The sequence below is a fragment of the Acerihabitans arboris genome (assembly GCF_010131535.1).
Classification (GTDB): domain Bacteria; phylum Pseudomonadota; class Gammaproteobacteria; order Enterobacterales; family Enterobacteriaceae; genus Acerihabitans; species Acerihabitans arboris.
This window is the reverse complement of sequence record NZ_WUBS01000002.1, coordinates 283,442-308,401: the sequence shown is the minus strand read 5'-3', so window position 1 is coordinate 308,401 and position 24,960 is coordinate 283,442. Positions and strand designations below refer to the sequence as shown.

19 protein-coding genes and 1 pseudogene are annotated in these 24,960 nt (G+C 56.8%); 9 read left to right on the top strand and 11 right to left on the bottom strand.

The features are described 5' to 3' along the window. Window positions 1-371 precede the first annotated feature (371 nt). The 6 genes from GRH90_RS03605 to GRH90_RS03580 all read right to left on the bottom strand — a co-directional run bounded on the left by GRH90_RS03605 (window position 372) and on the right by GRH90_RS03580 (window position 5,671). Window positions 372-812 (bottom strand): nuclear transport factor 2 family protein, encoded by a 441-nt coding sequence (locus tag GRH90_RS03605; RefSeq protein WP_162364524.1) that lies wholly within the window; start codon window positions 810-812, stop codon window positions 372-374. 189 nt (window positions 813-1,001) lie between these two features. After that, window positions 1,002-2,078 (bottom strand): acetamidase/formamidase family protein, encoded by a 1,077-nt coding sequence (locus tag GRH90_RS03600; RefSeq protein ID WP_162364523.1) that lies wholly within the window; start codon window positions 2,076-2,078, stop codon window positions 1,002-1,004. A 40-nt stretch (window positions 2,079-2,118) separates the two neighbouring features. Then, window positions 2,119-2,511: a RidA family protein gene (locus GRH90_RS03595; protein WP_162364522.1), complete on the bottom strand. Its 393-nt coding sequence runs from the start codon at window positions 2,509-2,511 to the stop codon at window positions 2,119-2,121. 17 nt (window positions 2,512-2,528) lie between these two features. Further along, window positions 2,529-4,052: an amino acid ABC transporter permease/ATP-binding protein gene (locus GRH90_RS03590; protein ID WP_162364521.1), complete on the bottom strand. Its 1,524-nt coding sequence runs from the start codon at window positions 4,050-4,052 to the stop codon at window positions 2,529-2,531. Between the two features lie 65 nt (window positions 4,053-4,117). Beyond that, on the bottom strand, window positions 4,118-4,990 hold the full coding sequence (locus GRH90_RS03585; protein ID WP_162364520.1) for an ABC transporter substrate-binding protein: 873 nt from the start codon (window positions 4,988-4,990) through the stop codon (window positions 4,118-4,120). A 69-nt stretch (window positions 4,991-5,059) separates the two neighbouring features. Beyond that, entirely contained in the window at window positions 5,060-5,671 is a 612-nt protein-coding gene (locus tag GRH90_RS03580) for a GntR family transcriptional regulator (protein ID WP_281352705.1), read from the bottom strand. 754 nt (window positions 5,672-6,425) lie between these two features. Between GRH90_RS03580 and GRH90_RS03575 the strand changes: the two genes are divergently transcribed. After that, window positions 6,426-6,746 carry a helix-turn-helix transcriptional regulator gene (locus GRH90_RS03575; RefSeq protein WP_162364518.1) on the top strand — a complete coding sequence of 107 codons (321 nt, stop codon included), beginning with the start codon at window positions 6,426-6,428 and terminating at the stop codon, window positions 6,744-6,746. Between the two features lie 368 nt (window positions 6,747-7,114). Then, on the top strand, window positions 7,115-9,259 hold the full coding sequence (locus GRH90_RS03570) for a TonB-dependent siderophore receptor (protein ID WP_162364517.1): 2,145 nt from the start codon (window positions 7,115-7,117) through the stop codon (window positions 9,257-9,259). Window positions 9,260-9,424: 165 nt separating this feature from the next. Here GRH90_RS03570 and GRH90_RS03565 read toward each other — a convergent pair whose 3' ends face one another. The 3 genes from GRH90_RS03565 to GRH90_RS03555 form a co-directional block, all read right to left on the bottom strand. Next, window positions 9,425-10,759 (bottom strand): MFS transporter, encoded by a 1,335-nt coding sequence (locus GRH90_RS03565; RefSeq protein ID WP_162364516.1) that lies wholly within the window; start codon window positions 10,757-10,759, stop codon window positions 9,425-9,427. Window positions 10,760-11,575: 816 nt separating this feature from the next. Next, complete coding sequence (locus GRH90_RS03560; RefSeq protein WP_162364515.1) at window positions 11,576-12,982, bottom strand: NAD-dependent succinate-semialdehyde dehydrogenase; 1,407 nt, start codon at window positions 12,980-12,982, stop codon at window positions 11,576-11,578. A 146-nt stretch (window positions 12,983-13,128) separates the two neighbouring features. Then, window positions 13,129-13,929, bottom strand: a complete 801-nt coding sequence (locus tag GRH90_RS03555; RefSeq protein WP_162364514.1) for a GntR family transcriptional regulator — start codon at window positions 13,927-13,929, stop codon at window positions 13,129-13,131. Between the two features lie 348 nt (window positions 13,930-14,277). Between GRH90_RS03555 and GRH90_RS03550 the strand changes: the two genes are divergently transcribed. The 7 genes and pseudogenes from GRH90_RS03550 (at window position 14,278) to scpC (ending at window position 22,498) form a co-directional block, all read left to right on the top strand. Continuing rightward, complete coding sequence (locus GRH90_RS03550) at window positions 14,278-15,048, top strand: ABC transporter substrate-binding protein (protein WP_376766055.1); 771 nt, start codon at window positions 14,278-14,280, stop codon at window positions 15,046-15,048. Between the two features lie 130 nt (window positions 15,049-15,178). After that, window positions 15,179-15,454, top strand: a complete 276-nt coding sequence (locus tag GRH90_RS03545; protein WP_162364513.1) for a metal/formaldehyde-sensitive transcriptional repressor — start codon at window positions 15,179-15,181, stop codon at window positions 15,452-15,454. Window positions 15,455-15,509: 55 nt separating this feature from the next. Then, a pseudogene (locus GRH90_RS03540) lies at window positions 15,510-16,618 on the top strand (S-(hydroxymethyl)glutathione dehydrogenase/class III alcohol dehydrogenase). Window positions 16,619-17,054: 436 nt separating this feature from the next. Next, entirely contained in the window at window positions 17,055-19,199 is a 2,145-nt protein-coding gene (gene scpA / locus GRH90_RS03535; protein WP_162364512.1) for a methylmalonyl-CoA mutase, read from the top strand. After that, entirely contained in the window at window positions 19,192-20,187 is a 996-nt protein-coding gene (gene meaB, locus GRH90_RS03530) for a methylmalonyl Co-A mutase-associated GTPase MeaB (protein WP_162364511.1), read from the top strand. The genes scpA and meaB overlap by 8 nt, the downstream gene beginning before the upstream one ends. A gap of 12 nt (window positions 20,188-20,199) precedes the next feature. Next, window positions 20,200-20,985, top strand: coding sequence for a methylmalonyl-CoA decarboxylase (gene scpB, locus GRH90_RS03525; RefSeq protein WP_162364510.1), 786 nt, complete (start codon window positions 20,200-20,202; stop codon window positions 20,983-20,985). A gap of 55 nt (window positions 20,986-21,040) precedes the next feature. Beyond that, window positions 21,041-22,498: a succinyl-CoA:acetate CoA-transferase ScpC gene (gene scpC, locus GRH90_RS03520; RefSeq protein ID WP_376766059.1), complete on the top strand. Its 1,458-nt coding sequence runs from the start codon at window positions 21,041-21,043 to the stop codon at window positions 22,496-22,498. Here scpC and srsR read toward each other — a convergent pair. Beyond that, the gene (gene srsR / locus GRH90_RS03515; RefSeq protein WP_162364508.1) at window positions 22,490-23,410 is read right to left on the bottom strand and encodes a LysR family transcriptional regulator SrsR; all 921 of its coding nucleotides are present in this window, start codon (window positions 23,408-23,410) and stop codon (window positions 22,490-22,492) included. The genes scpC and srsR overlap by 9 nt on opposite strands. A 235-nt stretch (window positions 23,411-23,645) precedes the next feature. Then, window positions 23,646-24,830, bottom strand: a complete 1,185-nt coding sequence (locus GRH90_RS03510; protein ID WP_162364507.1) for a sugar transporter — start codon at window positions 24,828-24,830, stop codon at window positions 23,646-23,648. Window positions 24,831-24,960 lie beyond the last annotated feature (130 nt).

Sequence of the window (24,960 nt, the reverse complement as noted above, 5' to 3'; positions counted from 1 at the left end):
AACCCCCGGCCAAAGCAGCAGCGTTTCAAGGTAGTCTTCCGGTAAGCTCTTGGTGATGACTATCTGTATCTATATAGCAATTTATCCGCGCCGGCGCGAGAGATTATTACCCTGATGTGACAGCGGTAGACAGGCCGGGCCGGGCGGCGGCGGGCGAAAAAAAGGGGGTCGGCAGCGGGGTGAAAAGAAGCGTGTCTGTAATGTGTTGATTTCAATTATGTAAAGCGCTTATTAAGCGGTGGATGCGCGGCGTTGAACCGCGTTCTTGTTGACAAAAAGTTACATAATTTTCCGGGACGCAGGGCCGGCGAGCCGGGAAGAGGATGAAAGGCAAAACGGCCCTCATGGGCGAGAGCCGCTGCGGTTAATGCTTATTTAGGCAACGCATAGGCCTGGCGGGCCAGTAGTTTCCACGCGCCGGACGCATTTTTCTGCCATACCTGCATGACGCCGATTTTCACTTCGCCCGGCTGCTTGCCGGCGTCGGCGGTCTTGGCCTGCAGGATATGCCTGACAATGGCCACATCGCCGTCGACCTGTACGGTCTGGTTCTTCAGGTCCAGCGTCAGGAATTTGGATTGGCCGGTGACGATGGCGTCGACAAATTCGGCGTTATTCTGGATTTTACCGCTGGAATGGCCATAGCTCAGCGTCGGCGCGCCGACTTTCTCCAGATCGGCTTTTTTCGCGCTGACCATGGCCTGGCGCATGGATTCCACGGCTTTGGTCACCGACGTTGTATCGGCGCTTTGGGCAAAACAGGTGCTGCTTAACAGCAGTGAAAAGAGGGCCGCGCCTACAATTTTTTTCATGGTTATTCCTTACCAGTTAAGTACTTAAAGAGCGGCAATACTACCCAATTCCATCGGCTTTCAGTTGTGATCAAGTTCATGTATTTCAAAAAAAATGTATTTCAAAAAATTTTATTAAAACATTGTTTTGAAAGCATCCCTATCGATCCATCCGCCGCATCGGCCGCAAGAACCCACCGGCGGCCCGCCCTAAGCGTGACGCTCCTTAAGCAGATGACGACCGATTTTGGCGTGCACGCCCTGTCTGCCGTCCACCACCTGGGTCACGGAAAAATCGACGGTGACGCTCATCAGTGAGTACGCGTCGTCACGGCTTAAGCCAAAATGCTCGGTCAGCAGCGTCAGCATATTGATGCTGGCCTGGCGCATGGCTAAATCAAGGTCTTCATTAAAACCATGGGTGATGAAAAACTCCTGCGTTTCCAGTAAAGGCGATGGAAAATGGAAATCCTTGCGTACCTTGATTTGCATAATAACGCTGAGCGAGGCTTCGATGGCGGTGCCGCTGATTTCACCGTCACCCTGGGAAATATGCGGATCGCCGATGGAAAACAGCGCGCCCGGCACCTGCACCGGATAATACATGGTGGCCCCGGCGCCGATGCGCCAGTTGTCGATGTTGCCGCCATGCTCCCCCGGCGGAACGGTGCTGACCCGACCCTGGGCGTTGGGCGCTACGCCGGCGGTGCCCAGATGCGGACGCACCGGCACCCGGATCCCGTCCGTTATCTCGGCGCGGCAGCAGTCGCAGGCCGGGGTAATGGTGCCAGGTATTTCGTATTTACCGGGGAAGTCATAGGCGAACACCGGGGTGGCGGTTTGGCTGAAATCATCCATTCTGTAAATAGTCACTCGCTCCTTTTCGCCCATTTCCTTAAACAGATGCCCCCAACTGGCCGCCAGGTTGGAGCCGTACATAAAGCGCGGTTTCATTTGCAGATAGCGCACTTCCAGCATATCGCCGGGCTGGCTATCCTGAATATAAATAGGTCCGGTCATGATATGGACGCCGGGGGCGCGATCCGCCTTCGGCACTTCACGGTAGATGCGGTCGATCTCCGCATCCATCATCAGTTCCGGCGCGTCGCCGGCATGTTGGGTCACCGCCTCGGCGCAGACGATATCCCCGGAGACAATGGTCAGCGCGGGGGGCAGGGCGGCGTCAAAATAACCCCAGTGCACGGTGGCGGGGGTGGCTTCCAGCACATGGGTGCGCGGCTGATGTTCCGGGCGCAGGCTGTCGTGTTCGGGTTTGATCAAAGACATGGGCTTCTCCTGTGTTTTATCCGCATGGCGTGGCCGATAATCAACTGATACCGGCAATCAGATCGATTTCAACCAGGGCGCCGACCGCCAGTCCCGTGGTGCCCACGCAGGTCCGGCTGGGCAGGGGGCCTTGGAACCAGGAGGCATACTCCTGGTTAAAGGCATCGTAATCCTCGAAGGAGGCGAGGTACACCCGCACCATCAGCGAGGCGTCTAGGGTAAGGTTGAACTGTTTAAGCACCGCCTCCAGGTTGCGCCTGACCTGGCGGGCCTGCGCCGTCACATCGCCGTCAACCATCTTGCCGCTGCTGGGGGAGGTGGGCATCTGGCCGGTAATAAACAACATATCCCCCCAACGCGTTGCATGGGAAAATGGGCCGACCTGCGGCGGCACGCCGGTATCGGCGGCGAACTGAAAACTTTTCTTTTCCATGGTCCTGTTCCTCCGGGCTATTTCGATTGTTCCATAAGGGATAAAAAACGTTGGGTGCGTGGATTTTGCGGTTGGTTGATAACCACCTTGGCCGCGCCTTCCTCCACCACCACGCCGCCGTCCAGGAACACGCAATAATCGGCGACCTGCTCGGCAAAGCGGATTTGGTGGGTAGAGATAATCATAGTGAGGCCGTCGACCTGGGCCAGGTCTCGGATGATTTCCAGCACTTCGCCCACCAGTTCGGGATCCAGCGCCGAGGTGGGTTCATCGAGCAACAGCAACTGCGGGCGGGTGGCCAGGGTGCGCGCGATGGCCACCCGTTGCTGCTGGCCGCCGGACATCTGGCCCGGCAGCGCGCCGTAGCGGTTTTCCAGGCCTACCCGTTTGAGCAGGCCGAAGGCGTGCTGATACGCCGCCGGCGTGGTTTCGCCGTAAGTCCAGATGAGCGGCATGGCGACATTTTCAATGGCGTTGATATGCTGGAATAGATTGAAATTTTGGAAGACCATACCGATTTTATTTTTAATGCGTTGCCGGGCCGCCTCTTTTTCCAATAAAAACGTGCCTGCAAGGGTTTTGCCAATCAAATCACCGCCAATGGTAATAGACCCGCCATCATACTGATCCAGGCCGTTGATACAGCGCAGCAGGGTGCTTTTCCCCGATCCGCTCGGTCCCAGCAGGGCTACGATCTGGCCCTTTTTAACGCGCAGGTTTAATCCTTTGAGCACCGGCGTTTTGCCGTAGGATTTATGCAGATCTTTTATATCAATCAAAATCTCGTCGCTGGCTTCGGTGGACACCATATCAGCATCGCTGATTTTTTCTTTTTGCCGGGCGGGCAGTGATGTGAGGATGGCGTCAATCTTTTTAATTTTATGATTATTTTTAAAATCAAAATCGAGGAAACGCTCAAATACCAGCTGCAGGGCGGTGATAATGCCGGTCAGGGCTAAATACATGACCCCCGAGGCGATAAAAATGGAAAAAAAATCAAAGGTCGATGATGCCAGCTGGGTGCTGCGCAGTGTTAATTCCTGCACGGAAATAAACGATGCCAACGAGGAGTTTTTTAACGCCGATACCGATTCGCTGCCAAAGGCGGGGATCATGGTCCTGATAGCCTGGGGGAAAACAATTTTACGGGTAATGACATGGGGTATCATGCCCAATGCCTGGCCGGCGACGATCTGGCCCCGATTAATGGATAGGATGCCCGAGCGAATAATTTCGGAAATAAACGGGGCTTCATTCAGCGATAAGGCAATAGCGCCGGCGGCAACGGCGCTGAATTTCAAACCGATATAAGGCAAGGCGTCATAAACGAATACCAGTTGCAATATCAGCGGCGTGCCGCGGAAAATAACCGCATAACCCCGCGAAATACCGGCCAGCAGCCTGAAGCGGGACAGCTGCATGGTAGCCAGCAGCACGCCGATAATAGTCCCGCCAATCAAGCCATAGACCGTGATTTGCAGGGTGAACAGGATACCCTGCAAGAGATAACCGAGCGTCAAATAATGTAAAAAGTGTTCCATGGTTAACCTTTGCTAAACGGCTATAGCGGCAGTCTGCCGCTATATAAGACCAAGGATGGAAAAAATCAGTTAAGTATCAGCCTGGGCTTTTCCAGGTTACTTGCGCCCAGCGCCCATTTATCAAGGAGTTCGGTCTGGAGGCCCAGGTTTTGGATTTCCACCAGCGCATTCAACATCGCCGTCCTGAATTTTTCCTTGCCTTTAGGCACCGCGATGCCCACCGAATAAGGCAATGTCACCGCCACGGCTTTCTCCAGTTTGTCCGGATAGGCCTTTACCGCCTGTTCAACGGTGTTGATATCATTGATGTAGGTATCGGCGCGGCCATTCAGCACCGCCTGGATACAGCTGGCGTTATTATCATAAAGCTGGATTTCCGGCGCCGGCTTGCCGACGGCCTTGCACTCGCTTGCCAGGGCCTGGATCAGCGGTACTTCGACAAAACCGGTATTTTCCGCCGCGGTGGCCGCGCATAACGACGTGTTGATGCCGGTGATTTTTTTCGGGTTGCCCTTGGCGACCAGCACTCCGTCAAAGACTTTAGAATAGGTAATGAAATCAGCGGCTTTAGCGCGATCGGAGGTGGCGTAAATATCCGATATCACAAAATCGGCCTGGCCGCTTTGCAGCGTGGGCAGCAATGCTGCGAAGGCCACCGATTTATATTCCACCTTAAAGCCCAGGCATTCCCCCATCATTTCGCCCAGATCGATATCGAATCCGATGTATTTACTGGGATCGTTAGGGTCCAGCGCTTCGTAGCCCGGTGTATGGGGATTAATGGCATTAACGAGCGTTTTCCCCTGCAATTCGGGATTATCCGCCTTTAGCTGTTTGCAGACCGCCGAATCGGCTATCCCAGCGGCAAAAACCGTGGAGGAAATAAAAGTTGAAGACAACAGTAAACCGCTCAAGATAATTAACTTGAGATTATTCATGACATTCTCCCCTGGAGTAAAAGGTTGGATTTATACCGCTGTTAAAGGATCATCTTTTCAATTCACTCGTTATCGCTTGCAATAAAGTTCATGTAAATCCGGGATGGTATTCATGATGTGGTCCCGCATAACCTGCTCGCATTCATCGGCGCTTTTGTTATTTATAGCGTTGAGGATTTCCCGATGCCCCAGCAGGGCATGCTGCTGAAAAGTCGTGTCGCTGATCCAGACTTTCATATAAGGCTCCACCATGGTCAATAAATTGGAAATTTGCTGCAATAACATTGGGCGCCCGCAGCCACGATAGATATCTTCATGAAAACGGCGATGCAATATGCTCCACTGGTCAATATTACCGATCAGCTGTTCCATGGCGACCAGATTGTCCTCACGCAGCTGTTTAAGCCGGGCATCCTTATTTTCCATAGCCAGCCGGGTAGCCAGCCCTTCCAGCACGGCGCGCATTTCGAATATTTCCTTCATCGAGGCTAAATCTATTTCGCTTACCACCAGACGGCGATTGGGCAGCGAGGAAACAAAACCTTCGGTGGTTAATTTTCTCAGCGCTTGGCGTACCGGCATACGGCTTACGCCAAATTCGGCGGCCAGCGATTCCGGGACCAGTCTCATACCCGAAGGATATACACCTTTACGGATGCGCATTTTAATATGCTTATACATCTGTTCTTCAGTGGTTTCAGCCATATTGTATTTACTATGGAAGCATCCGTTTTTGAAATAAACAAAACTGGATCCAGTTTTATGTATTTTTCAAAGCATAATCTGTGCCAGTATTTTATTCAGTTTAAATACAACGACTTATAAATAACCATAAAAATACTGCTGTTGTGTTTTAGTGCAGGAAAAGCACGGTTGGTGCAATCAGTGGGGCGGATTGGGGTGGCGACGGCGGCTGGGGGATCGCTATGGCGCAGACTAGTGCGCAGGGATGCGGGAGCGTCGTTACGCAGCCAGGTTCCAGATCAGGATGATCATGATAACGGCTATCGCCGTGACCACTTCGATGTCTTCGATATACATAGCCACCTCTTTTTTCTGACGTCTTCAGCATGGCGATATTTTGTCCGGGCCTCTGTGATCAAGTGTACAAAACCGCGTATTGAGCAAAATTTTTCGCCGCCGGATGTCCAGATCGCTTCCGCCTAAGGCGGCAGGCGATTTTCGGGTGTTAACAGACGCGATTCCGCAGGGCTAGACACCGAGGAAATTCTTAAAAACACGGGATTTTCAGGAGAGCAACAGGATTTAATGCTGTGGAATTATGGCGTTAGCAAAAACACCAAATCAGGCCGGCAAATGCCGGCCCTAACCCTGATGTTTGTTCTATTCTTATTAGGTGTTTAGTAATTCTAAACAACTGTGATGTTAAGTGATGCTAAACAGATTATCAAGTTAACATTATTAATGTATTAAGATGATTCCAAAACGCCTGAGAGAAGCCCGGCATCGGGCCAAGCTGACACAGGAAAAATTGGCGGTCATGGCAGGTATCGATGAGTCCACCGCCCGTTCCAGGATCAGTCAGTATGAAAATGGGATCTACCGTCCCAACTTTGAGACCTGCTGCGCGTTTGCCCGAATCCTCGACGTGCCGGAGTGCTATTTCTATACGGTGGATGATGAGTTTGCCGCCGCGTTGATGGTGCTTTACACCTCCCATTCGGCATCGAATCGTTCCCACGAGGCGTCGAATGAAGGGGAAGAAGACGCGTCCGATATGCAGAAACGGGGATAAGCCTGCGCGGCGAGCCCCCCGGTCCCTATAACAGGGCGCCATCGGGGACGGTAATCCACCACCTGCCGGCGAAGGCGCGCGTGGCCGTTGCCCGGGTTGCTCGCGCCGCTGCGGCGGCGATACCCTCCTTTTATTGACCCATCATCCAAAGGCGCAAGTCTTGGCCGTTCATGATCCATTATCCGATGTGTTTTTGCCCGCCAAATGTTATCTATTAATTACTTATTGAAACATTAATTAATAAAGATAATAATTCTCATTGCGTTTTACTAACGCGTGCCTGACCTTTACCCACACCCCGCCCTCATCGCGAGGTTTTGTTACCCGCCGGGGTTATTGCGTCACTCACCTGTCAATGGAAAGATATAATGAGAAGGGTTTTTAGCTTACAGCGCTTCACTCTGCTTTGCACACTCGCGTTTACGGCGCCGTTGTTCTCCTATGCCGGGGATACCCTGGTGGTCACCGCCGCCCAACCCGCCGATACCGCCGATTCGCCGACCCAGGGCTATACCGCCAAAACCAGCCGTGGCGCCACCAAGACCGATAAACCGCTGATCACCACCGGCCAGTCGGTATCGGTGATTACCCGCCGGCAAATGGACGATCAGGGCGCCCTGACGGTCAACAGCGCCCTGAACTATACGCCGGGGGTATTTACCAACTTCGCCGGCGGCGCAACGCGTTATGAGACCGTTTCCCTACGCGGGTTCCACGGCGGCGACACCAATAATACCTTCCTGGACGGCCTGCGGCTGATGAGCGACGGCGGCAGTTATAACAACCTGCAGATCGATCCGTGGTTCCTGGAACGGGTCGATGTGATACGCGGTCCGTCGTCGGCGCTGTACGGCCAAACCATTCCCGGCGGACTGGTGATGATGACCTCCAGGCGGCCCCGGTTCACCAGCGAAGGGCATTTCAAGCTTATGGCCGGCAATAACGCCACCACCGGCGCGGCGTTCGACTATACCGACGCCATCAACGATCAATGGGCCTTCCGCCTGACCGGCATTACGCGTAATAGCGATACCCAGTACGATCGCCAGCGCGAGGAGCGCTATGCCATCGCGCCGTCGCTGTTATGGCAGCCGGATGACAATACCTCGCTGCTGTTAAAAGCCTATTTGCAAAAAGATCCCTCGGGCGGCTATCACAGCGCGGTGCCGGCGGACGGCAGCCTCTATGCCAGCGGCGGCTCGAAGCTGGGCCGGGGATTTTTCGACGGCGAAAGCAGCCTGAATGAATTCAAGCGGCGCCAGCAAATCTACGGGTATGAATTCGACCATGTCTTTGACGACGTGTGGTCGTTTCGCTCCAACGGCAGTTACACCCATGCCAACGTCGACCAGCAGCAGGTGTACCAGATTGGCTGGAATACCGACCGCTCGGCCCTGAACCGCTATTATTCCGGCGAATCATCCTCGCTTTCCGCCTATGCCGTCGATAACCAACTGGCGGCCGACTTCACTACCGGCGGCATCCGCCATAAAGTCGTGCTGGGCGGTGAATACCATGAATATACCAATGATCTGTGGGACGACGGCGCCTATGCCACCCAGCTGGATCCGGCGACCGGCGCCAGCGGCGGCCCGGGGCTGTTTACCGACTATGGCCTGACCGTGCCGGGAGCGACGCGCGTCGACGCCAAACGCCGCTACTCCCAGAGCGGGGTGTATTTGCAAGATGAGATGGTATTGGATAAATGGCATCTGGATGTGTCGGGCCGCTACGATCGTATCGTGGCCAATAATACCACCCTTAACACCGACACCACCTACCGGCGCCAGGATGACCACGTTAGCGGCCGCGGTTCGCTGCTCTATGCCTTTGACAGCGGCGTCTCGCCTTATGTCAGCTATAGCCAGGCCATCACTCCCCAGGCCCTGTCGGGCGCCGACGGCAATTTGCTCAAGCCCACCACCAGCGAGCAGTATGAGGCCGGGGTAAAATACCAGCCGCCGGGCACGTCCTCGCTCTATACGGTGGCCTTGTACGACCTGACGCAAAAGGACGTGGCCAACCGGATAGTACAGGGCAGTTATTATGTGCCGGCGGGCAAGGTGCGTTCCCGGGGTATCGAACTGGAGGCCCGTACGCAGCTTACGGAGCGCCTGAGCGGCATTGCCGGGTATACCTATAACCGGGTGAGATTCAAGGACGCGGTGGACGGCAACGACGGCAATACGCCGTATGTGACGCCGGATCAGATGGCGTCGCTCTGGGCGCAGTACCGGGCGGATTACGGCATTAACCTGGGGGGCGGGGTGCGTTATATCGGCCGGCAATGGGCGGACAATGAAAATACGCGCCGCGTGCCTTCGGCGACCCTGCTGGATCTGTCGGTGCGCGCCGACCTGGCCGCCTGGAACCCGCGGTGGAAAGGCGCCTATGCGCAGCTGAACGCCAATAACCTCACCGACAGGAAATACGTGGCCGCCTGTTATGGCACCGGCTACTGCTATTGGGGGGCTGAACGCTCGCTGGTGGCAACCCTGGGCTACGATTTCTGAACAAGAAAAGGCCATCGAAAGATGGCCTCATGCCAGGGACAAACCGGGATGTGCGGTCATGATGGGCAAGATGGTAAATACGCCGTAGATCCGTCCCAGGGACGCCGCGCCTTACTCTTCTTGCCCGCCATACCCGCTTCAAGTCCTGGGCAGGCGGTCGCCGGCCTATGCCGGAACTTTTTTCAGTTCCAGCCGCTGGATTTTACCCACTACCAGCAAATAGCACAGCATCGACATGATGGCCGAACAGCCGACAAAAATCAGCGCGCTATTAAAGGAGTGCAGGTTTTTCACCAGGAAACCAATCAGCAGCGGCGTAACGATGGACGCGATATTACCGAACACGTTGAAGATGGCGCCGCACAGCCCAATCACTTCTTTCGGCGCGGTATCCGCAATCACCGGCCAGCCCAGCGCGCCGAAGCCTTTGCCAAAGAAGGCCAGCGCCATCAGCGCCACCACCAGCACCGTATTATCGGTGTAGTTGCATAAAATCATGCTGGACGCGAGCAGCATGCCGAAGACAATCGGCGCCTTACGGGCGAAGGTCAGCGAACAGCCGCGCTTAAGCAGGAAATCCGACACCACGCCGCCCGATATCCCGCCCACGAAGCCGCATAACGCCGGGATGGAGGCGATAATGCCCACCTTCAGGATGCTCATGCCTTTTTCCTGCACCAGGTAGATAGGGAACCAGGTCAGGAAGAACCAGGTAATGGTGTTGAGGAAATACTGGCCGAAAAAGATGCCCAGCATCATGCGGCTGGTGAGCAGCTGCTTAACGTAATTCCATTTAGGACCGGTATCGGCCGCTTTCTTGCTATCCATATTGACCACGCCACCGCCTTGCTCGATGTAATCCAGCTCGGAACGTGACGCGTAGGGAGATTCAAACGGGTTATGCACGAACTTTATCCACAGGAACGTCAGGATAAATCCGATGATACCCATTACGGTAAAGACGTGTTTCCAGCTCCAGGCATAGACCAGCCATCCCAGGAAGGGGGAAAAGATCGCCAGCGAGAAATACTGCGCCGCGTTAAAAATCGAGGATGCCGTGGCGCGCTCCCTGGCGGGGAACCAGGCGGCGACAATGCGGGCATTGGCCGGAAAGGCGGGCGCCTCGGCAAAACCCAGCAGGAACTGCAGCATGAACAGCGAAAATACCGCCATCGGCACCGACAGCGCGCCGACAAAGCCCTGCAGCAGGGTGAACAGCGACCAGAAGAACAGGCTATAGCTGTAGACCTTGATCGACCCGAACCGGTCCAGCAACCATCCGCCGGGGATTTGCATCAGCAGATAGGCAATGCCGAACGATGAAAAAATCATGCCCAGGTTGACCACGTCCAATCCCAAATCATGGGAAACCGCGGTGCCGGCTATCGACAGGGTGACCCTGTCGGCATAGTTAACCGCTGTAATAATAAAAATAAATAACAGCACCACATAACGAACATGGGTTCTGCCTTTGCCGTCCAAGGTGGACTCGATTGCCATTGTATTTCTCCGCGTCAACGCTTCGAGCCTGCGGCATGAATGCACGGGCAAAAACAGCCCGCCTCCGCCATAGGCCTCATTATTAAAATTCTGTTTGTCGGTAGGGGTCCGGGTATGTTTTTAATAGGTGTCGGCGCGATACAAAAATAGTAAAAGTATCAATCGCCATTCGAAATTTGAGCTGGCAGTATAAAAATGGCGTCAGGGGAAGTCATTATGCAAATGACCAATATTTGGCGGTAAAATGAGGCTATGTTTGTAATAATGGAGTGTCTGTGCTGTGGATCATAGTTATATGTTTTAGCGATTTTAAATATCAATTATTAGATGTTGATCACTTTAATATGTGCATATGCACAATTAAAAGATTAAATTTCACTTAAGTAGACGTTTTTGCCCTAACTTAAGGTCACGTTTTGCGTTCTCACAAGTATTGTATTATTTGTTGATAATTTAAAATAAATTTATATTTTGATGCCGACGCCGCCTGGCGGAATAAGTTTAATATACGCCGTTCTTTTTCTGGTCTATTTCGGACGGCCAGTGCAGCGGGTCATGTATCGAGTAAAAGTTAATAAAAATGAAACGCCGGTTTGATTTTATCATTAATCAGCTTGCTAGCTGGATTTACGGTCGTGCGTTTATATCAAAGTCGGGCAAGCGCGGGGATAACCGATGCCGCCGTCTGAATTTGCGCGGCGGGGATATTGTGCCGGCTTGTGACCCCCGGCGCGTCGGCCGGGGGACAGGTTTAACCCAATTGGTTGCAGGCCCGCGCCCTGTACCGGCTCGGGTAACGCCAACGCCGGGGCATCATCAGTAAGGCGCGTCCGGCGTGGTGATCCGGATCAATTTTTCATTGACGAATTCATGGATCCCCGCCAGGGACTGCTCACGGCCGTAGCCGGAGTTTTTAGTGCCGCCAAACGGCAATTCCGCCGCAATACCGGTGGTATGGTTAATATAGACCATGCCGGTATCGATTTGCCGCGCCACCGCCACGGCTTTGGCGGTGTCGGTACCAAAGACGGTGCCGCCTAGCCCGAAGACCGTATCGTTGGCCAGCGCTATCGCCTCGGCCTCATCCTTGACGGCGTAAACGCACAGCACCGGCCCGAAGATTTCCTCTGAATAGGCCGCCGTGCCGGGTTTGATGCCGGTCAGGATGGTCGGTTCCATATAGGCGCCCGGGCGATCGACGCGGTGGCCGCCGTAAACCAGCTTGGCGCCTTGCTTTACTGCGGTTTCCACCTGCTGGATAATTTCCTGCGCCGCTTTTTCACTGCTTAAGGGCGCGAGCTGGGTAGACGGATCCAGCGGGTCGCCTATCCTGATATTTTCATAAATGGCCCGCGCTTTGCTGATAAAGGCTTCGGCAACCTCTGCCAATACGATAATGCGCTTGGGCGATACGCATACCTGGCCGGCGTTCCATAAACGGCCGAGCGCGGCGGTTTTTACCGCCAGATCCAGATCGGCGTCCGCCAGGACCACAAAGGCGTCGCTGCCGCCCAGCTCGAGGGTCGATTTCTTGACATGTTTTCCCGCCTCGGCGGCAAAACTGGCGCCCGCCGCTTCGCTACCGGTCAGGGAAACGCCTTTGATGCGCGTATCGCCTATCAGCTGCGATACTTTGGCGCCGGGGACGAACAGGTTGGTGTAAATGCCGATGGGCGCGCCGGCGTCAATAAAGATCTGCTCCATAATAGCCGCGCACTGCGGTACGTTGGAGGCATGTTTCAACACCATGGTATTGCCGGCCATGATATTCGGCGCCGCCGAACGGGTGATCTGGTAGAACGGGAAGTTCCAGGGCTGTACGCTTAGCAGCACGCCGATAGGCTGGTAGCTGAGAAACGCGCTGCCAATCGCGGTTTCCAGAGGCTTGTCGGCCAGGAACTGTTCGCCGTGGTCGGCGTAATAATCAAAGATATCGGCGCACAGCTGCACCTCGCCCACGCCTTCGGCATGCAGTTTGCCCATCTCCAGGGTGCACAGCTTGCCCAGTTCGTCCCGGCGGTCGCGCATGATGGCGGCCACGTTGTGCAATAGCGTGGCGCGCCGCCCGAACGGCGTTTTTTTCCATTGTTGAAATGCGCCGTGGGCCGAGGCCAGGATATGTTCGATGTGTTCTTCGGACATCACATCAAATTGTTTTTCAACTTGGTTGGTGGCGGGATTAACCGTTTTGATCGAGGATGTTGTTGGTGTCTTGACGCTCATGATAGCAATGTCCTTATGAAACTACCGATAAAGGGAAGGAGCTGACGTTGGATCCTGTCCTGGCAGTATAGTCCACGCCGAGGTTATTCCTCATCGTCTTGAACTATCAAAGCCATTGGTCATATGAACAACCCGGATGTTTTTTATTATTCCGGTTCGGCGTCGTATTCCTGACGCTCCAGCGCCATGGAGAGCGGATGGCGGGTGGCGATTTTGAACGCCACGCGGCCCGGATGGTTAATCGATACCAGGTATTCGTTCGGCCGGTTATGCTGGTCGAAGATCACGCCGCGATAGGTCAGCGCCGGGGTGCCGGCCTCGGCCTGCAGTAACGCCTGCTCCTCCTCGGTCATCACTCCCACGCGGATGGTGCCCCGATCCGAGGTGCCGACAATTTGGTAGCGTTGCGCCAGCAGGAGATTGAGCGAGGCGTCCTGGCGCATATCCTCGGCGCATAAACCCGGCACCCGTTCCCGGGGCAGGTAGCTGGTTTCCAGGCAAAACGGCCGGGTATCGGCCAACCGCAGGCGTTTGATGATAATGACCGGCATGCCGGTCTCGATCGCCAACAGCCGGGCGATGCGCGCGCTGGCCGTGGTCTGGTGAAAAAAGATCAGCCTGCTGCTGGGCACCGCGCCGTTAAGTTCGACAATTTTGCTGATGCCATGCTCGAGCGGCTCGTTCAGCGGTCGCTCGATGGCCATTCCGGCGAGATACGTGCCGCGATTGCCTTTGCGCGCCAAAATGCCCGAACCTATCAGTTCATCGAGGATTTTGCGCAGCGTCATGCGGCTGATGTCCAGCGTCTGCGCCAGTTCGCGCTCGGCGGGGATCTGATCGCCGGGATTGTATTCCGGCGTTTCCAGCAGCATCAGCAGAGCCCGCCGGGCGGCCAGGTAGGCCTTGCGTGGCCGCCTGGCGGCCGGGAAATGACTTTGTGTGTCCATGGTCTATTTTACCTTGGCGCAGTAACGCTGTTGATGCGCGGGAACACGCGTATATTCCCGGACCATAGCCCGGGCGGCAAGCATGCCAACATGACCTAATCATACCACCCGCCGCCAGACGCCGCCAGAGCGCAGGCTACTGCCGCCGGTAACGTCGGAGCCACGGCATCGCGGGCCGCGGCGCGGATTAAATTTTTCCGGCGGCTGTTGCCAGCGCCGGCCCAATCGGTTATACCAGTAGATGTTGGTCTATTTTTTGGTATGTTTTTGCCAGCACACAGCGCCATTGTGGTTTTAAATGGTCGCGCCTGAGGGTCATATAATTTTGGAGCCGCTCTAATGATGCCTATGCGTAAAATAAGACATTGGTTACCCGCCGCGCTTGCCCTGTTTGCCTTAAGCGCGCAGGCGCAGGAAATTCGCTTTGGCGTGGACCCCACGTTCCCCCCGTTCGAATTTAAGACCCAAAACGGCGAACTGGCCGGTTTTGATATTGATCTCGGCAACGCCATTTGCCACGAGCTGCAGGCCAAATGCCGCTGGGTGGAAAACGGTTTTGACGGCCTGATCCCGGCGCTGAAGGCCAAGAAATTCGACGGCATCCTCTCGTCGCTGAGTATTACCGAAGAGCGCGCCAAGGCGATTAATTTCAGCGATAAGCTGTTCAACACCCCGGCGTTCCTGGTGGCCGACAAAAGCGGCGGCCTGAAGCCGACGGCGGAATCGCTGAAAGGCAAGCGCGTCGGCGTGCAGCAAGGTTCGGTATTTGAAGCCTATGCGAAAAAATTCTGGGCGCCGGCAGGCGTGGAAGTCATCCCTTATCCCAGCGCCGACGCGGTCTACGCCGATTTAGTGGTCGGACGGCTTGACGCCACCCTTGACGATGCCACCGTGGTTACCGAGTCCCTGCTCAGCAAACCGCAGGGCCAGAAGTTCGGACTGATCCAGCCGCGCGTCAATGACCGGGAAATCTTCGGCCCCGGTACCGGTATCGGATTGCGCAAAGAGGATGGCGAATTGCAGGCCTCCCTTAACCGGGCGATCGCTAAAATCAGAAGCGACGGCACCTACGACAAATTGTCCGCCAAATACTTTAACTACAATATCTACGGCGACTGACGCCATGCGGGCGCGGCGCCGGCCGCGCCCTGACTCCTGACCGCCCGGGCGGACGCTGGAGGTTGATCTTTCTTTGCCCTCGCTATACCATACCCCCCTATACTATATTACATCAGCGGCGGGACCGGTTATGCCACGTTCAGCAGAAGATAAAAAACGCGCCCTGTTGCGGGTCAAACGCATCAAAGGGCAGGTGGAGGCGCTGGAACGCGGGGTGGCATCGGGCGTGGACTGCGGCGCCTTGTTGCAGCAGATTGCCGCCATCCGCGGCGCTTCGCACGGCCTGATGTCGGAAATAATGGAAATACATATTCGCGACGAACTGGGCGAGGACGGCCTGACGGAAGCGCAAAAAATCACCCGGCTCAATGATGTCGCCAGCCTGGTGCGTTCCTATTTGAAGTAATAATGCCGTCAACGGTAAGATGTTGGCCGGTGTCGTTTATGATTGGAGAAACCCTATGAAATCTCGTGCAGCCGTTGCCTTTGGGCCGGGCCAGCCCCTTAAAATCGTTGAGATTGACGTTGCGCCGCCGCAAAAGGGCGAGGTGCTGGTTAAGATTACCCATACCGGTGTCTGCCATACCGATGCCTTCACCCTGTCGGGAGACGATCCCGAGGGACTGTTTCCCGCCGTGCTGGGCCATGAGGGCGGCGGCATCGTGGTGGCCTTGGGCGAGGGAGTGACCAGCGTCAACGTCGGCGACCATGTGATCCCGCTCTACACCGCCGAGTGCGGCGTATGTAAATTCTGCACCTCCGGCAAAACCAATCTTTGCCAGGCGGTGCGGGCCACGCAGGGCAAGGGACTGATGCCGGACGGCACCACCCGTTTCTCCTATAACGGCCAGCCGATCTACCACTATATGGGCACCAGCACCTTTAGCGAATATACCGTGGTGGCTGAAATTTCCCTGGCGGTAGTCAACCCCAAGGCGCCGCTGGAAAAAGTCTGCCTGCTGGGCTGCGGCGTCACCACCGGCATCGGCGCGGTGCATAATACCGCCAAGGTCAAGGCGGGCGACACCGTGGCCATCTTCGGCCTCGGCGGCATCGGCCTGGCCGCCATCCAGGGCGCGTCGCAGGCCAAGGCCGGGCGCATTATCGCCATCGATACCAACCCGACAAAATTCGATCTGGCCCGCTCCATGGGCGCCACCGACTGCATTAATCCCCAGGATCACGCGCGTCCCATCAGGATGTGATCGTCGAACTGACGGACGGTGGGGTGGATTTCAGTTTCGAATGCATCGGCAACGTCGATGTCATGCGCGCGGCGCTCGAGTGCTGTCATAAAGGCTGGGGCGAAAGCATCATTATCGGCGTGGCCGGCGCCGGCAAGGAGATCCGTACCCGCCCGTTCCAACTGGTCACCGGCCGGGTATGGCGCGGATCCGCCTTCGGCGGCGTGAAAGGGCGCACCCAACTGCCGGGCATGGTGGAGCAGGCGATGGCGGGCGTTATCAATCTCGATCCCTTTATTACCCACACCCTGCCGCTGGAGCAGATTAACGACGCGTTTGATTTGATGCACGAAGGCAAATCCATCCGCACCGTAATATATTTCTAACGCCGGTCTCAAAGCCGGCCGGTTAAAGGAAGAGCGCGCCAGTGAGGCCGGCCCGGGCAGGGTTCTTCCGCCCGACCGGGCGGCCCCATGGCGCGGTATGCCGGCCCACGCTTAACGTCAATCCTGCGTGTTACATCTCCTTGCCCATGCGGCAAATAATGATTGCTCAGCATGCATTTTTTGAGGCTGTAAAAATAACCCGGCGGTGGTATCAATAACCTCAGGTATTTCATTCAGTGTAATGCAGGCAATCATGACCCATTAACCAAAGGCTCTATTCAACGAGAATTCTCTTCAACTAAAAGAGATGAATACGCCTTATTTTATTGTTAACTTCCGCGCCGAATCATTATTACCCGTCCGGCAAGGCAGCCCATTGTCCCGCATTGACAAGAAGATGAAATAAACATTATTTAATTCCATTTGGAGAAATATAATGGCTCAGTCAGGGGCATGGGAAACACTTGCCAATAAAGAATTGGGGCGATTGGGTAAAAACGTTGCCGATTTAAATACCCTTACCGCGGAAGAAATCACCATCAAGCCGCTTTATACCGCCGAAGACCTGTCCGATCTTGAAGTCACCGGCTCGCTGCCGGGCATGGCGCCCTTTGTGCGCGGACCCCGGGCGACGATGTATGCCGCCCAGCCCTGGACCATCCGCCAGTACGCCGGCTTTTCCACCGCCACCGAATCCAATGCCTTTTACCGCCGCAACCTGGCGGCGGGCCAAAAAGGGCTGTCAGTGGCCTTTGATTTGCCCACCCACCGCGGCTATGACTCGGATAACGAACGCGTGGCCGGCGATGTCGGCAAAGCCGGCGTCGCCATCGACAGCGTCGAGGATATGAAAATATTGTTCGACCGGATCCCGCTGGACAAAATGTCGGTCTCCATGACCATGAACGGCGCGGTCATCCCCATCATGGCGTTTTATATCGTGGCCGCCGAGGAACAGGGCGTGCCGCCGGCGCAGCTCACCGGCACCATCCAAAATGATATCCTGAAGGAATACCTCTGCCGTAATACCTATATATATCCGCCCAAACCCTCGATGCGCATTATTTCCGATATTATTGCCTACTGCTCCGGCAATATGCCGAAATTCAATACCATCAGCATCAGCGGCTACCATATGGGGGAAGCGGGCGCCAACTGCGTACAACAGGTGGCGTTCACCATCGCCGACGGCATAGAATATATCCAGGCGGCGCTGGCCGCCGGACTGGATATCGATGATTTTGCCCCCCGCCTGTCATTTTTCTTCGGCATCGGCATGGATCTGTTCATGAATGTCGCCATGCTGCGCGCCGCCCGCTATTTATGGAGCGAGGCGGTAAGCGGTTTCGGGTCCACCAATCCAAAATCCCAGGCGCTGCGCACCCATTGCCAGACCTCGGGCTGGAGCCTGACGGAACAGGACCCCTACAACAATGTCATCCGCACCACCGTCGAGGCGTTGGCGGCCGTACTGGGCGGCACCCAGTCGCTGCATACCAATGCCTTTGACGAGGCCCTGGGGCTGCCCACGGATTTCTCCGCCCGCATCGCCCGCAATACGCAGATCATCCTGCAGGAAGAGTCGGCGGTATGCCGTACCGTGGATCCCCTGGCCGGCTCCTATTATGTGGAAAACCTTACCGACCAGGTCGTCAAGGCGGCGCGCGAGATTATCCACCAGATAGGCGAGGTGGGCGGCATGGCCAAGGCCATCGAGGCGGGCCTGCCGAAACGCATGATCGAGGAGGCGTCCGCCCGCCAGCAGTCGCTGATCGATCAGGGCAAACGGGTCATCGTCGGGGTCAACAAATATAAGCTGGCGCGCGAAGACGCCACCTCGGTGCTGGAAATCGATAACGTCAAGGTGCGCCAGGAACAGGTCGAGCGCCTGCGGCAAATCCGCGCCGACCGCGACCAGGCCGGCGTGGCCGACGCGCTCGGCATGATTAAGCGCGCCGCCCGCGACGGGGGCAACCTGCTGGAAGCGGCCATCCACGCCGCCCGCCAGCGCGCCACCCTTGGCGAAATTTCCTCGGCCATCGAGGACGCCTTTGGCCGCTATCTGGTCCAGACCAACTGCGTGACCGGCGTGATCGCCAACAGTTACCACCAGAGCGCGGAAGGGGCGGAGGAGTTCGATCAGATCAAGGCCGCCACCGACCGTTTTCTGGCCGAACAGGGCCGGCGGCCGCGCATCCTGGTGGCAAAAATGGGCCAGGACGGCCACGATCGCGGGGCCAAGGTGATTGCCAGCGCCTATTCCGATCTCGGGTTTGATGTCGATCTCAGCCCGATGTTCTCCACGCCCGGGGAAATCGCCAAGCTGGCGGTGGAAAACGACGTGCACGTGATCGGCGCCTCCTCCCTGGCCGCGGGACATAAAACGCTGATCCCGGCGCTGCTGGACGCGCTGGCGGGGTACGGGCGGCAGGACATCAAGGTGGTGGCGGGCGGGGTGATCCCGCCGCAGGATTACGACTTCCTGTTCAGCCGGGGCGTGACGGCGATCTATGGGCCGGGCACGCCGATGCTGGCCAGCGTGCGCGATGTGCTGGACAAAATCGGGCTGTGCCATGCTTAGCGCCGGCCAGCTTGACCATATCGTCGGGCAACTGCTGGCGGGCGATCGGGTGGCGCTGGCGCAGGGCATGACGCTTATCGAGAGCGTCCATCCCGCGCACCAGGCGCTGGCCACCCAGCTGCTGGATCGGATCATGCCCCATACCGGCCGGGCGAAACGGCTGGGTATTACCGGCGTGCCGGGCGCGGGCAAAAGCACCTTCCTCGAGGCCCTGGGAAGCTACGTGCTGACGCTGGACCTGAAGGTGGCGGTGATCGCCATCGACCCCAGCAGCCCGCTCAGCGGCGGCAGCATTCTCGGCGATAAGACGCGCATGTCGATGCTTTCCCGCGCGCAGCGGGCGTTTATCCGGCCGGTGCCCACCGGCGGCTACCTGGGCGGCGCCAGCCGCCGCACCCGGGAACTGATGCTGCTGTGCGAGGCGGGGGGGTATGACCTGGTAATTGTGGAAACGGTGGGCGTCGGACAAAGCGAGGTGGATATCGCCCAACTGGTGGACTGTTTCCTGTCGCTGCAGTTGGCCGGCGCCGGCGACGAATTACAGGGCATCAAAAAAGGCATTATGGAAATGGCCGATATTATCGTCATCAACAAGGATGACGGCGATAACCGCGCCCGGGTAATGCTGACCCAGCAGATGTATCGCGCCTCGCTTGCCATTACCCGGCGCAAATATCCGGCCTGGACCCCGCCGGTGCTGGCCTGCAGCGCCCTTGAGGGCCGGGGCGTCGCCGAAATCTGGCGCGCCGTCGGCGCCTTTTATGATCTGATGGCGGTTGACCGGGGCCTTGGGTTATTGCGCCAACGCCAGCAACTGGACGCCATGCGTAAACAAATCGAGGAGAACACCCTCGAGGCGCTGTTTGCCCGCCATGATATCCAGGACCGGTACCGGCAGGCGCTGGAGCAGGTGGAAAACCACCGCGTATCGCCGCGCGCGGGCGTCAACAGCGTCACCCAATATATCGTCGAAATGTTAAACCATTAAGGAAGAAGAATTATGGCGTATGAATTTGTCAAAGTGCTGATAGAAAATCGCGTGGGTATTATTGAATTCAATTATGCCAAAAAACTTAACGCGCTGAGCGCGGTGTTTATCCGCGATATCCTGCAGGCGCTGGAAGATCTGAATAATATCGACATACGCTGCGTTATTTTACGCGCGCCGCGGGGCACCAAGGTATTTTCCGCCGGACACGATATCCATGAGTTGCCGAAAACCCGGCGCGACCCGCTGGCCTACGACGACCCGCTGCGCCAGATTACCCGCGCCATCCAGAAATTCCCCAAGCCGATTATTTCCATGGTGGAAGGCAGCGTCTGGGGCGGGGCGTTCGAACTTATTATGAGCTCCGACATCATTATTGCCAGTAACCAGTCCACCTTCTCCATGACGCCGGTTAACCTCGGCGTGCCCTACAACCTGGTGGGCATCCATAACCTGATCCGCGACGCCGGGTTCCATATCGTCAAGGAGCTCATCTTTACCGCCGCGCCGATCACCGCCGAACGCGCGCTGAACGTCGGCATTCTTAACCATATCATCGACCCGCAGGAACTCGAGGCGTTCACCATGAGGATGGCCAGCACCATTGCTGAAAAGGCGCCGCTGGCGGTGGCGGTCATCAAGGAGGAGCTACGGGTGCTCGGAGAGGCCCACACCCTCAATTCCGATGAGTTTGAACGTATCCAGGGGCTGCGGCGGGTGGTGTACGACAGCCAGGATTACCAGGAGGGGATGTCGGCCTTTTTGGAAAAACGCAAGGCGAATTTTCTCGGCCATTAGGCCGCGCCGCCAGCCGGCGCAAGGAGTGACGAGTATGAACCAGGATTTTACGGTAATGACGGCGGATGAAGCCGCACGGTTAATCTCCCATGGCAATATGGTGGCCTTTAGCGGCTTTACCCCGGCCGGCGCGCCTAAAGCCCTGCCGGAAGCCCTGGCCCGGCGGGCGGTTGCGCTGCATCGCCGGGAACAGCCCTTCCGGATAAAACTGCTCACCGGCGCATCCATCGGCGCGCTGGCGGATAACCAACTGGCGGAGGCCGATGCCGTGGAGTGGCGCGCGCCGTACCAGACGGCGCCGGCGTTGCGCGATAAAATCAACCGGGGCGAGGTCAATTTTGTCGACCTGCACCTGAGCGAAGTGGCGCAAATGGTCAATTATGGCTTTTTCGGCCCGATCGATATCGCGGTCATCGAAGCCTCGGCCGTGACCCCTGAGGGGCGGGTCTACCTGACCAGCGGCATCGGCAACGCGCCGGTTTACCTGCAGCAGGCGCGGCGGGTGATTATCGAGCTTAACGCTTATCACTCCCCGCGCATCCGGGAAATGAGCGATATCGTCTCCCTCGGCGCGCCGCCGCTGCGCACCATGGTGCCGATTTTCCATACCCTCGACCGGGTCGGCGAAGGCTATGTGCAAATCGACCCGAAAAAAATCGTCGCGGTGGTGCATACCCATCTGCCGGATCAGATTACCGAATTTGGTAACGAGAACCCGCTGTGCCTGCAAATTGCCCGCAACGTCGAACGGTTCTTGCTGAAGGAACTGCATGCCAAACGTATTCCCGCGGGTTTCCTGCCGTTGCAAAGCGGCGTCGGCAATATCAACAACGCGGTGCTGAAGGTGCTGGGCAGGAATCCGGATATTCCGCCGTTTATGATGTATTCCGAGGTACTGCAAACCTCGGTTATCGAACTGCTCGAGCAGGAGAGGATTATTGGCGCCAGCGCCTCGAGCCTGACCGTGCCGCCGTCGGTATTGGAGCATATTTATCAAAATATGGATTTTTTCAGCGAACGCGTCGTGCTGCGGCCGCAGGAAATTTCCAATAACCCGGAGATTATCCGCCGCCTGGGCGTGATTGCCCTGAACGTCGGGCTGGAATTTGATATCTACGGCCACGCCAACTCCACCCACGTGGCCGGCGTGAATTTAATGAACGGCATCGGCGGCAGCGGGGATTTTGAACGCAATGCCTATCTGTCGATTTTTATGGCGCCGTCCATTGCCAAGGGCGGCAAGATTTCCACCATCGTGCCGATGTGTTCCCATGTGGATCACAGCGAACACAGCGTAAAGGTGATCATCACCGAACACGGCGTGGCCGACCTGCGCGGGCTTTCGCCGATCCAGCGCGCCGAGGCCATTATCGGCAACTGCGCCCATCCGCTGTACCGGGACTACCTCTATGGTTACCTGGCCCGGGGCAAGAGCGGCCATATCCACCATGACCTGGCCCACGCCTTCGACCTGTACCAGAACCTGGAACAGCACGGCAGCATGCTAGTATGACGGCGGCGGGGCCGCGGGGGTGGTGCCGTTGCGGTCGTGCTCGATGGCCTCCGCCAGCCGGCCGATGGTCTTGCAGCCGCGCAGCGAATAAAGATATTCCGGCATGTACATCGGCTGGTTGGGGGCGTCGAAGTATTTCAGGCTGGCCGGGTTGACAAACCGATAGGCGAAATGGGGCACCACCGTCAGGAATTGCCCCCGGCTGACGGCGCTGATCTTGGCCAGGAAGCTGTAGGGACGGTAGATAATGGTCGGCGTAATGCCGGCAAAACGGAAATGCGAGTCGATAAGCGACTCGAAATTGGCCCGGTGCTGGAAGCGCATCTGCAGCCAGGGCAGGGTATGCAGCAGCACGCTGGCCTGCACATTGTCATGGATGCGCGACACCAGGAAACCGAGCCTGAGCGGTTCGAGCCGGGTGATCAGCATACTGGACATTTCAGCGGTGCGTTTTGACGCCTGCTGCGGCGAGATCACCATGTCCACGTCATGGTCAAGCAGACCGGAGACCAGATCGTTTTCATTAAACTCGAACGGTTTGGTGGTGAAGCCGTCGAACTTGTCGCCCAGGCTAATCAGCTGGTCAAAAATCATCGTCGGGTAAGCGGTGTCGATGCCGATCACGCAGTTTTTCTGATGGTGGCTGGCCGCCAGCATGATATCGGCGTCGATACCCGCCAGGCGCTGGTAAATGGGGTAGAGCATCTGGTACAGCTCCTGCCCGGCCTTGTTCAGGCTGATGCTGTTATCGGTGCGCGAGAACAGTTCATAACCGACCATCTCTTCCAGCGCGGCAATGCTCTTACCGAAAGGCGAGGCGGTCATATGCAGTTTTTCGGCGGCCTTGGCGATATTATTGGTTTGGGCCAATACGATAAAGTTAACCAGTTTCTTGGAAACAAAAATACTCATAATCGCTGTTTACGCCCTGCTGCCGACACGTCTCTTCCGCCCGCCGCGCCGCCGGGGCATTGCCAAAAAAAGCCCACGACAAAACGGCTACCACGCCATTGCCGTAGGTAGAATTAACAAAATCCCAGGGGAGGAAACGAGAAACCCATCACACAACGCCGGGCTTGACGATTTTTTGCTATCGCCGGCGGCCCCGTCGGCGGCAAACCGCGATGCCGCGGGCGGGACCGCGGGTTTAGGCCCGCCGCAGCTCAAGCCTGTAGCGACGGAAGATAAACAGACACCATGCCAGGGAGATGCAGGCGAGCAGGGCGCCCAGGTAACCGATATTGCCGATATCCGCGCGCAGGATAAACTGATTACCCAGCAGCGCGCCGGCGCCGATGCCCAAATTGAAGATGCCCGAGAACAGCGACATGGCGACGTCGGTGGCGTCCGGCGCCAGGGCCAGGACCTTGACCTGCATGCTCAGCCCGATGGCCATGAACGCCATACCCCAAATCACGCTGAGGGCGGCAAAGCTCATCAGTTGGCCGGCGGCGGGGTGCAAAATCATCAGGCACAGCGCCACCAGGACGATTGCACCCACCAGCAGGGCGGTCGGGTATCTGTTGCTGCATACGCCGAACACCACGCTGCCGATGATGCCCGATCCGCCGAAAATCAGCAGCAGCAGGGTGGTGTCATCGTCTCCCAGCGCCGCGGCATGGCGGATAAACGGCTCAATATAGCTGTAGACGGTGTAGTGCGATGTGACAATCAGCACCGCCAGCAGATAAAGCGACATCAGCGCCGGGCGCTTGAGCAGCATGGGCACGCTTTTAAGCGAACCCGAGTGCTCGCTGGGCAACTTCGGCAGCAGCTTAATGATAAACACCAGCGTTGCCAGGGCGCAAACGCCAATCAGCAGGAAGGTAATCCGCCAGCCCAACAGCTGGCCGACGATGCGGCCCAGCGGTAAACCCAGCACCATGGCCAGGGCGGTGCCGGTGGACAGCATGCTTAGCGCCTGCGTTTTTTTGCCCATCGGCGCCACCCGGATCGCCAGCGACGCGGTTATTGACCAGAATACCGCATGGGACAAGGCAATACCGATACGGGAGATGACCAGCACCCAGAAATTCCAGGCCATAAACGACAGCAAGTGGCTGGCGATAAACAGGATGAAAATTTTCACCAGCAGGCCGCGCCGTTCAAGATTACTGGTCAGCAACATAAACGGCAGCGACATCAAGGCCACCACCCAGGCGTAGATGGTCAGCATCAACCCGACCTGCGCGGTTTCCATGGAAAAGCTTTGGCCGATGTCGGTCAGCAGGCCGACGGGCACGAACTCGGACGTATTGAAGATAAAGGCGGCAAACGCGAGGGTTATGACCCTCAGCCAGGCGGTCGAACGTGAGACATCAGAATTATTCATTGAAATTAGCAGGCTATTATTTACGATCGATTGGTTGAACGTGCAATCAAGGTTACACAAAAATCCGACAGTCCTTTCTGCAAGACGACGTGCTGGCGCGGTAATGATAATAAAATGAACAGCCGATAAA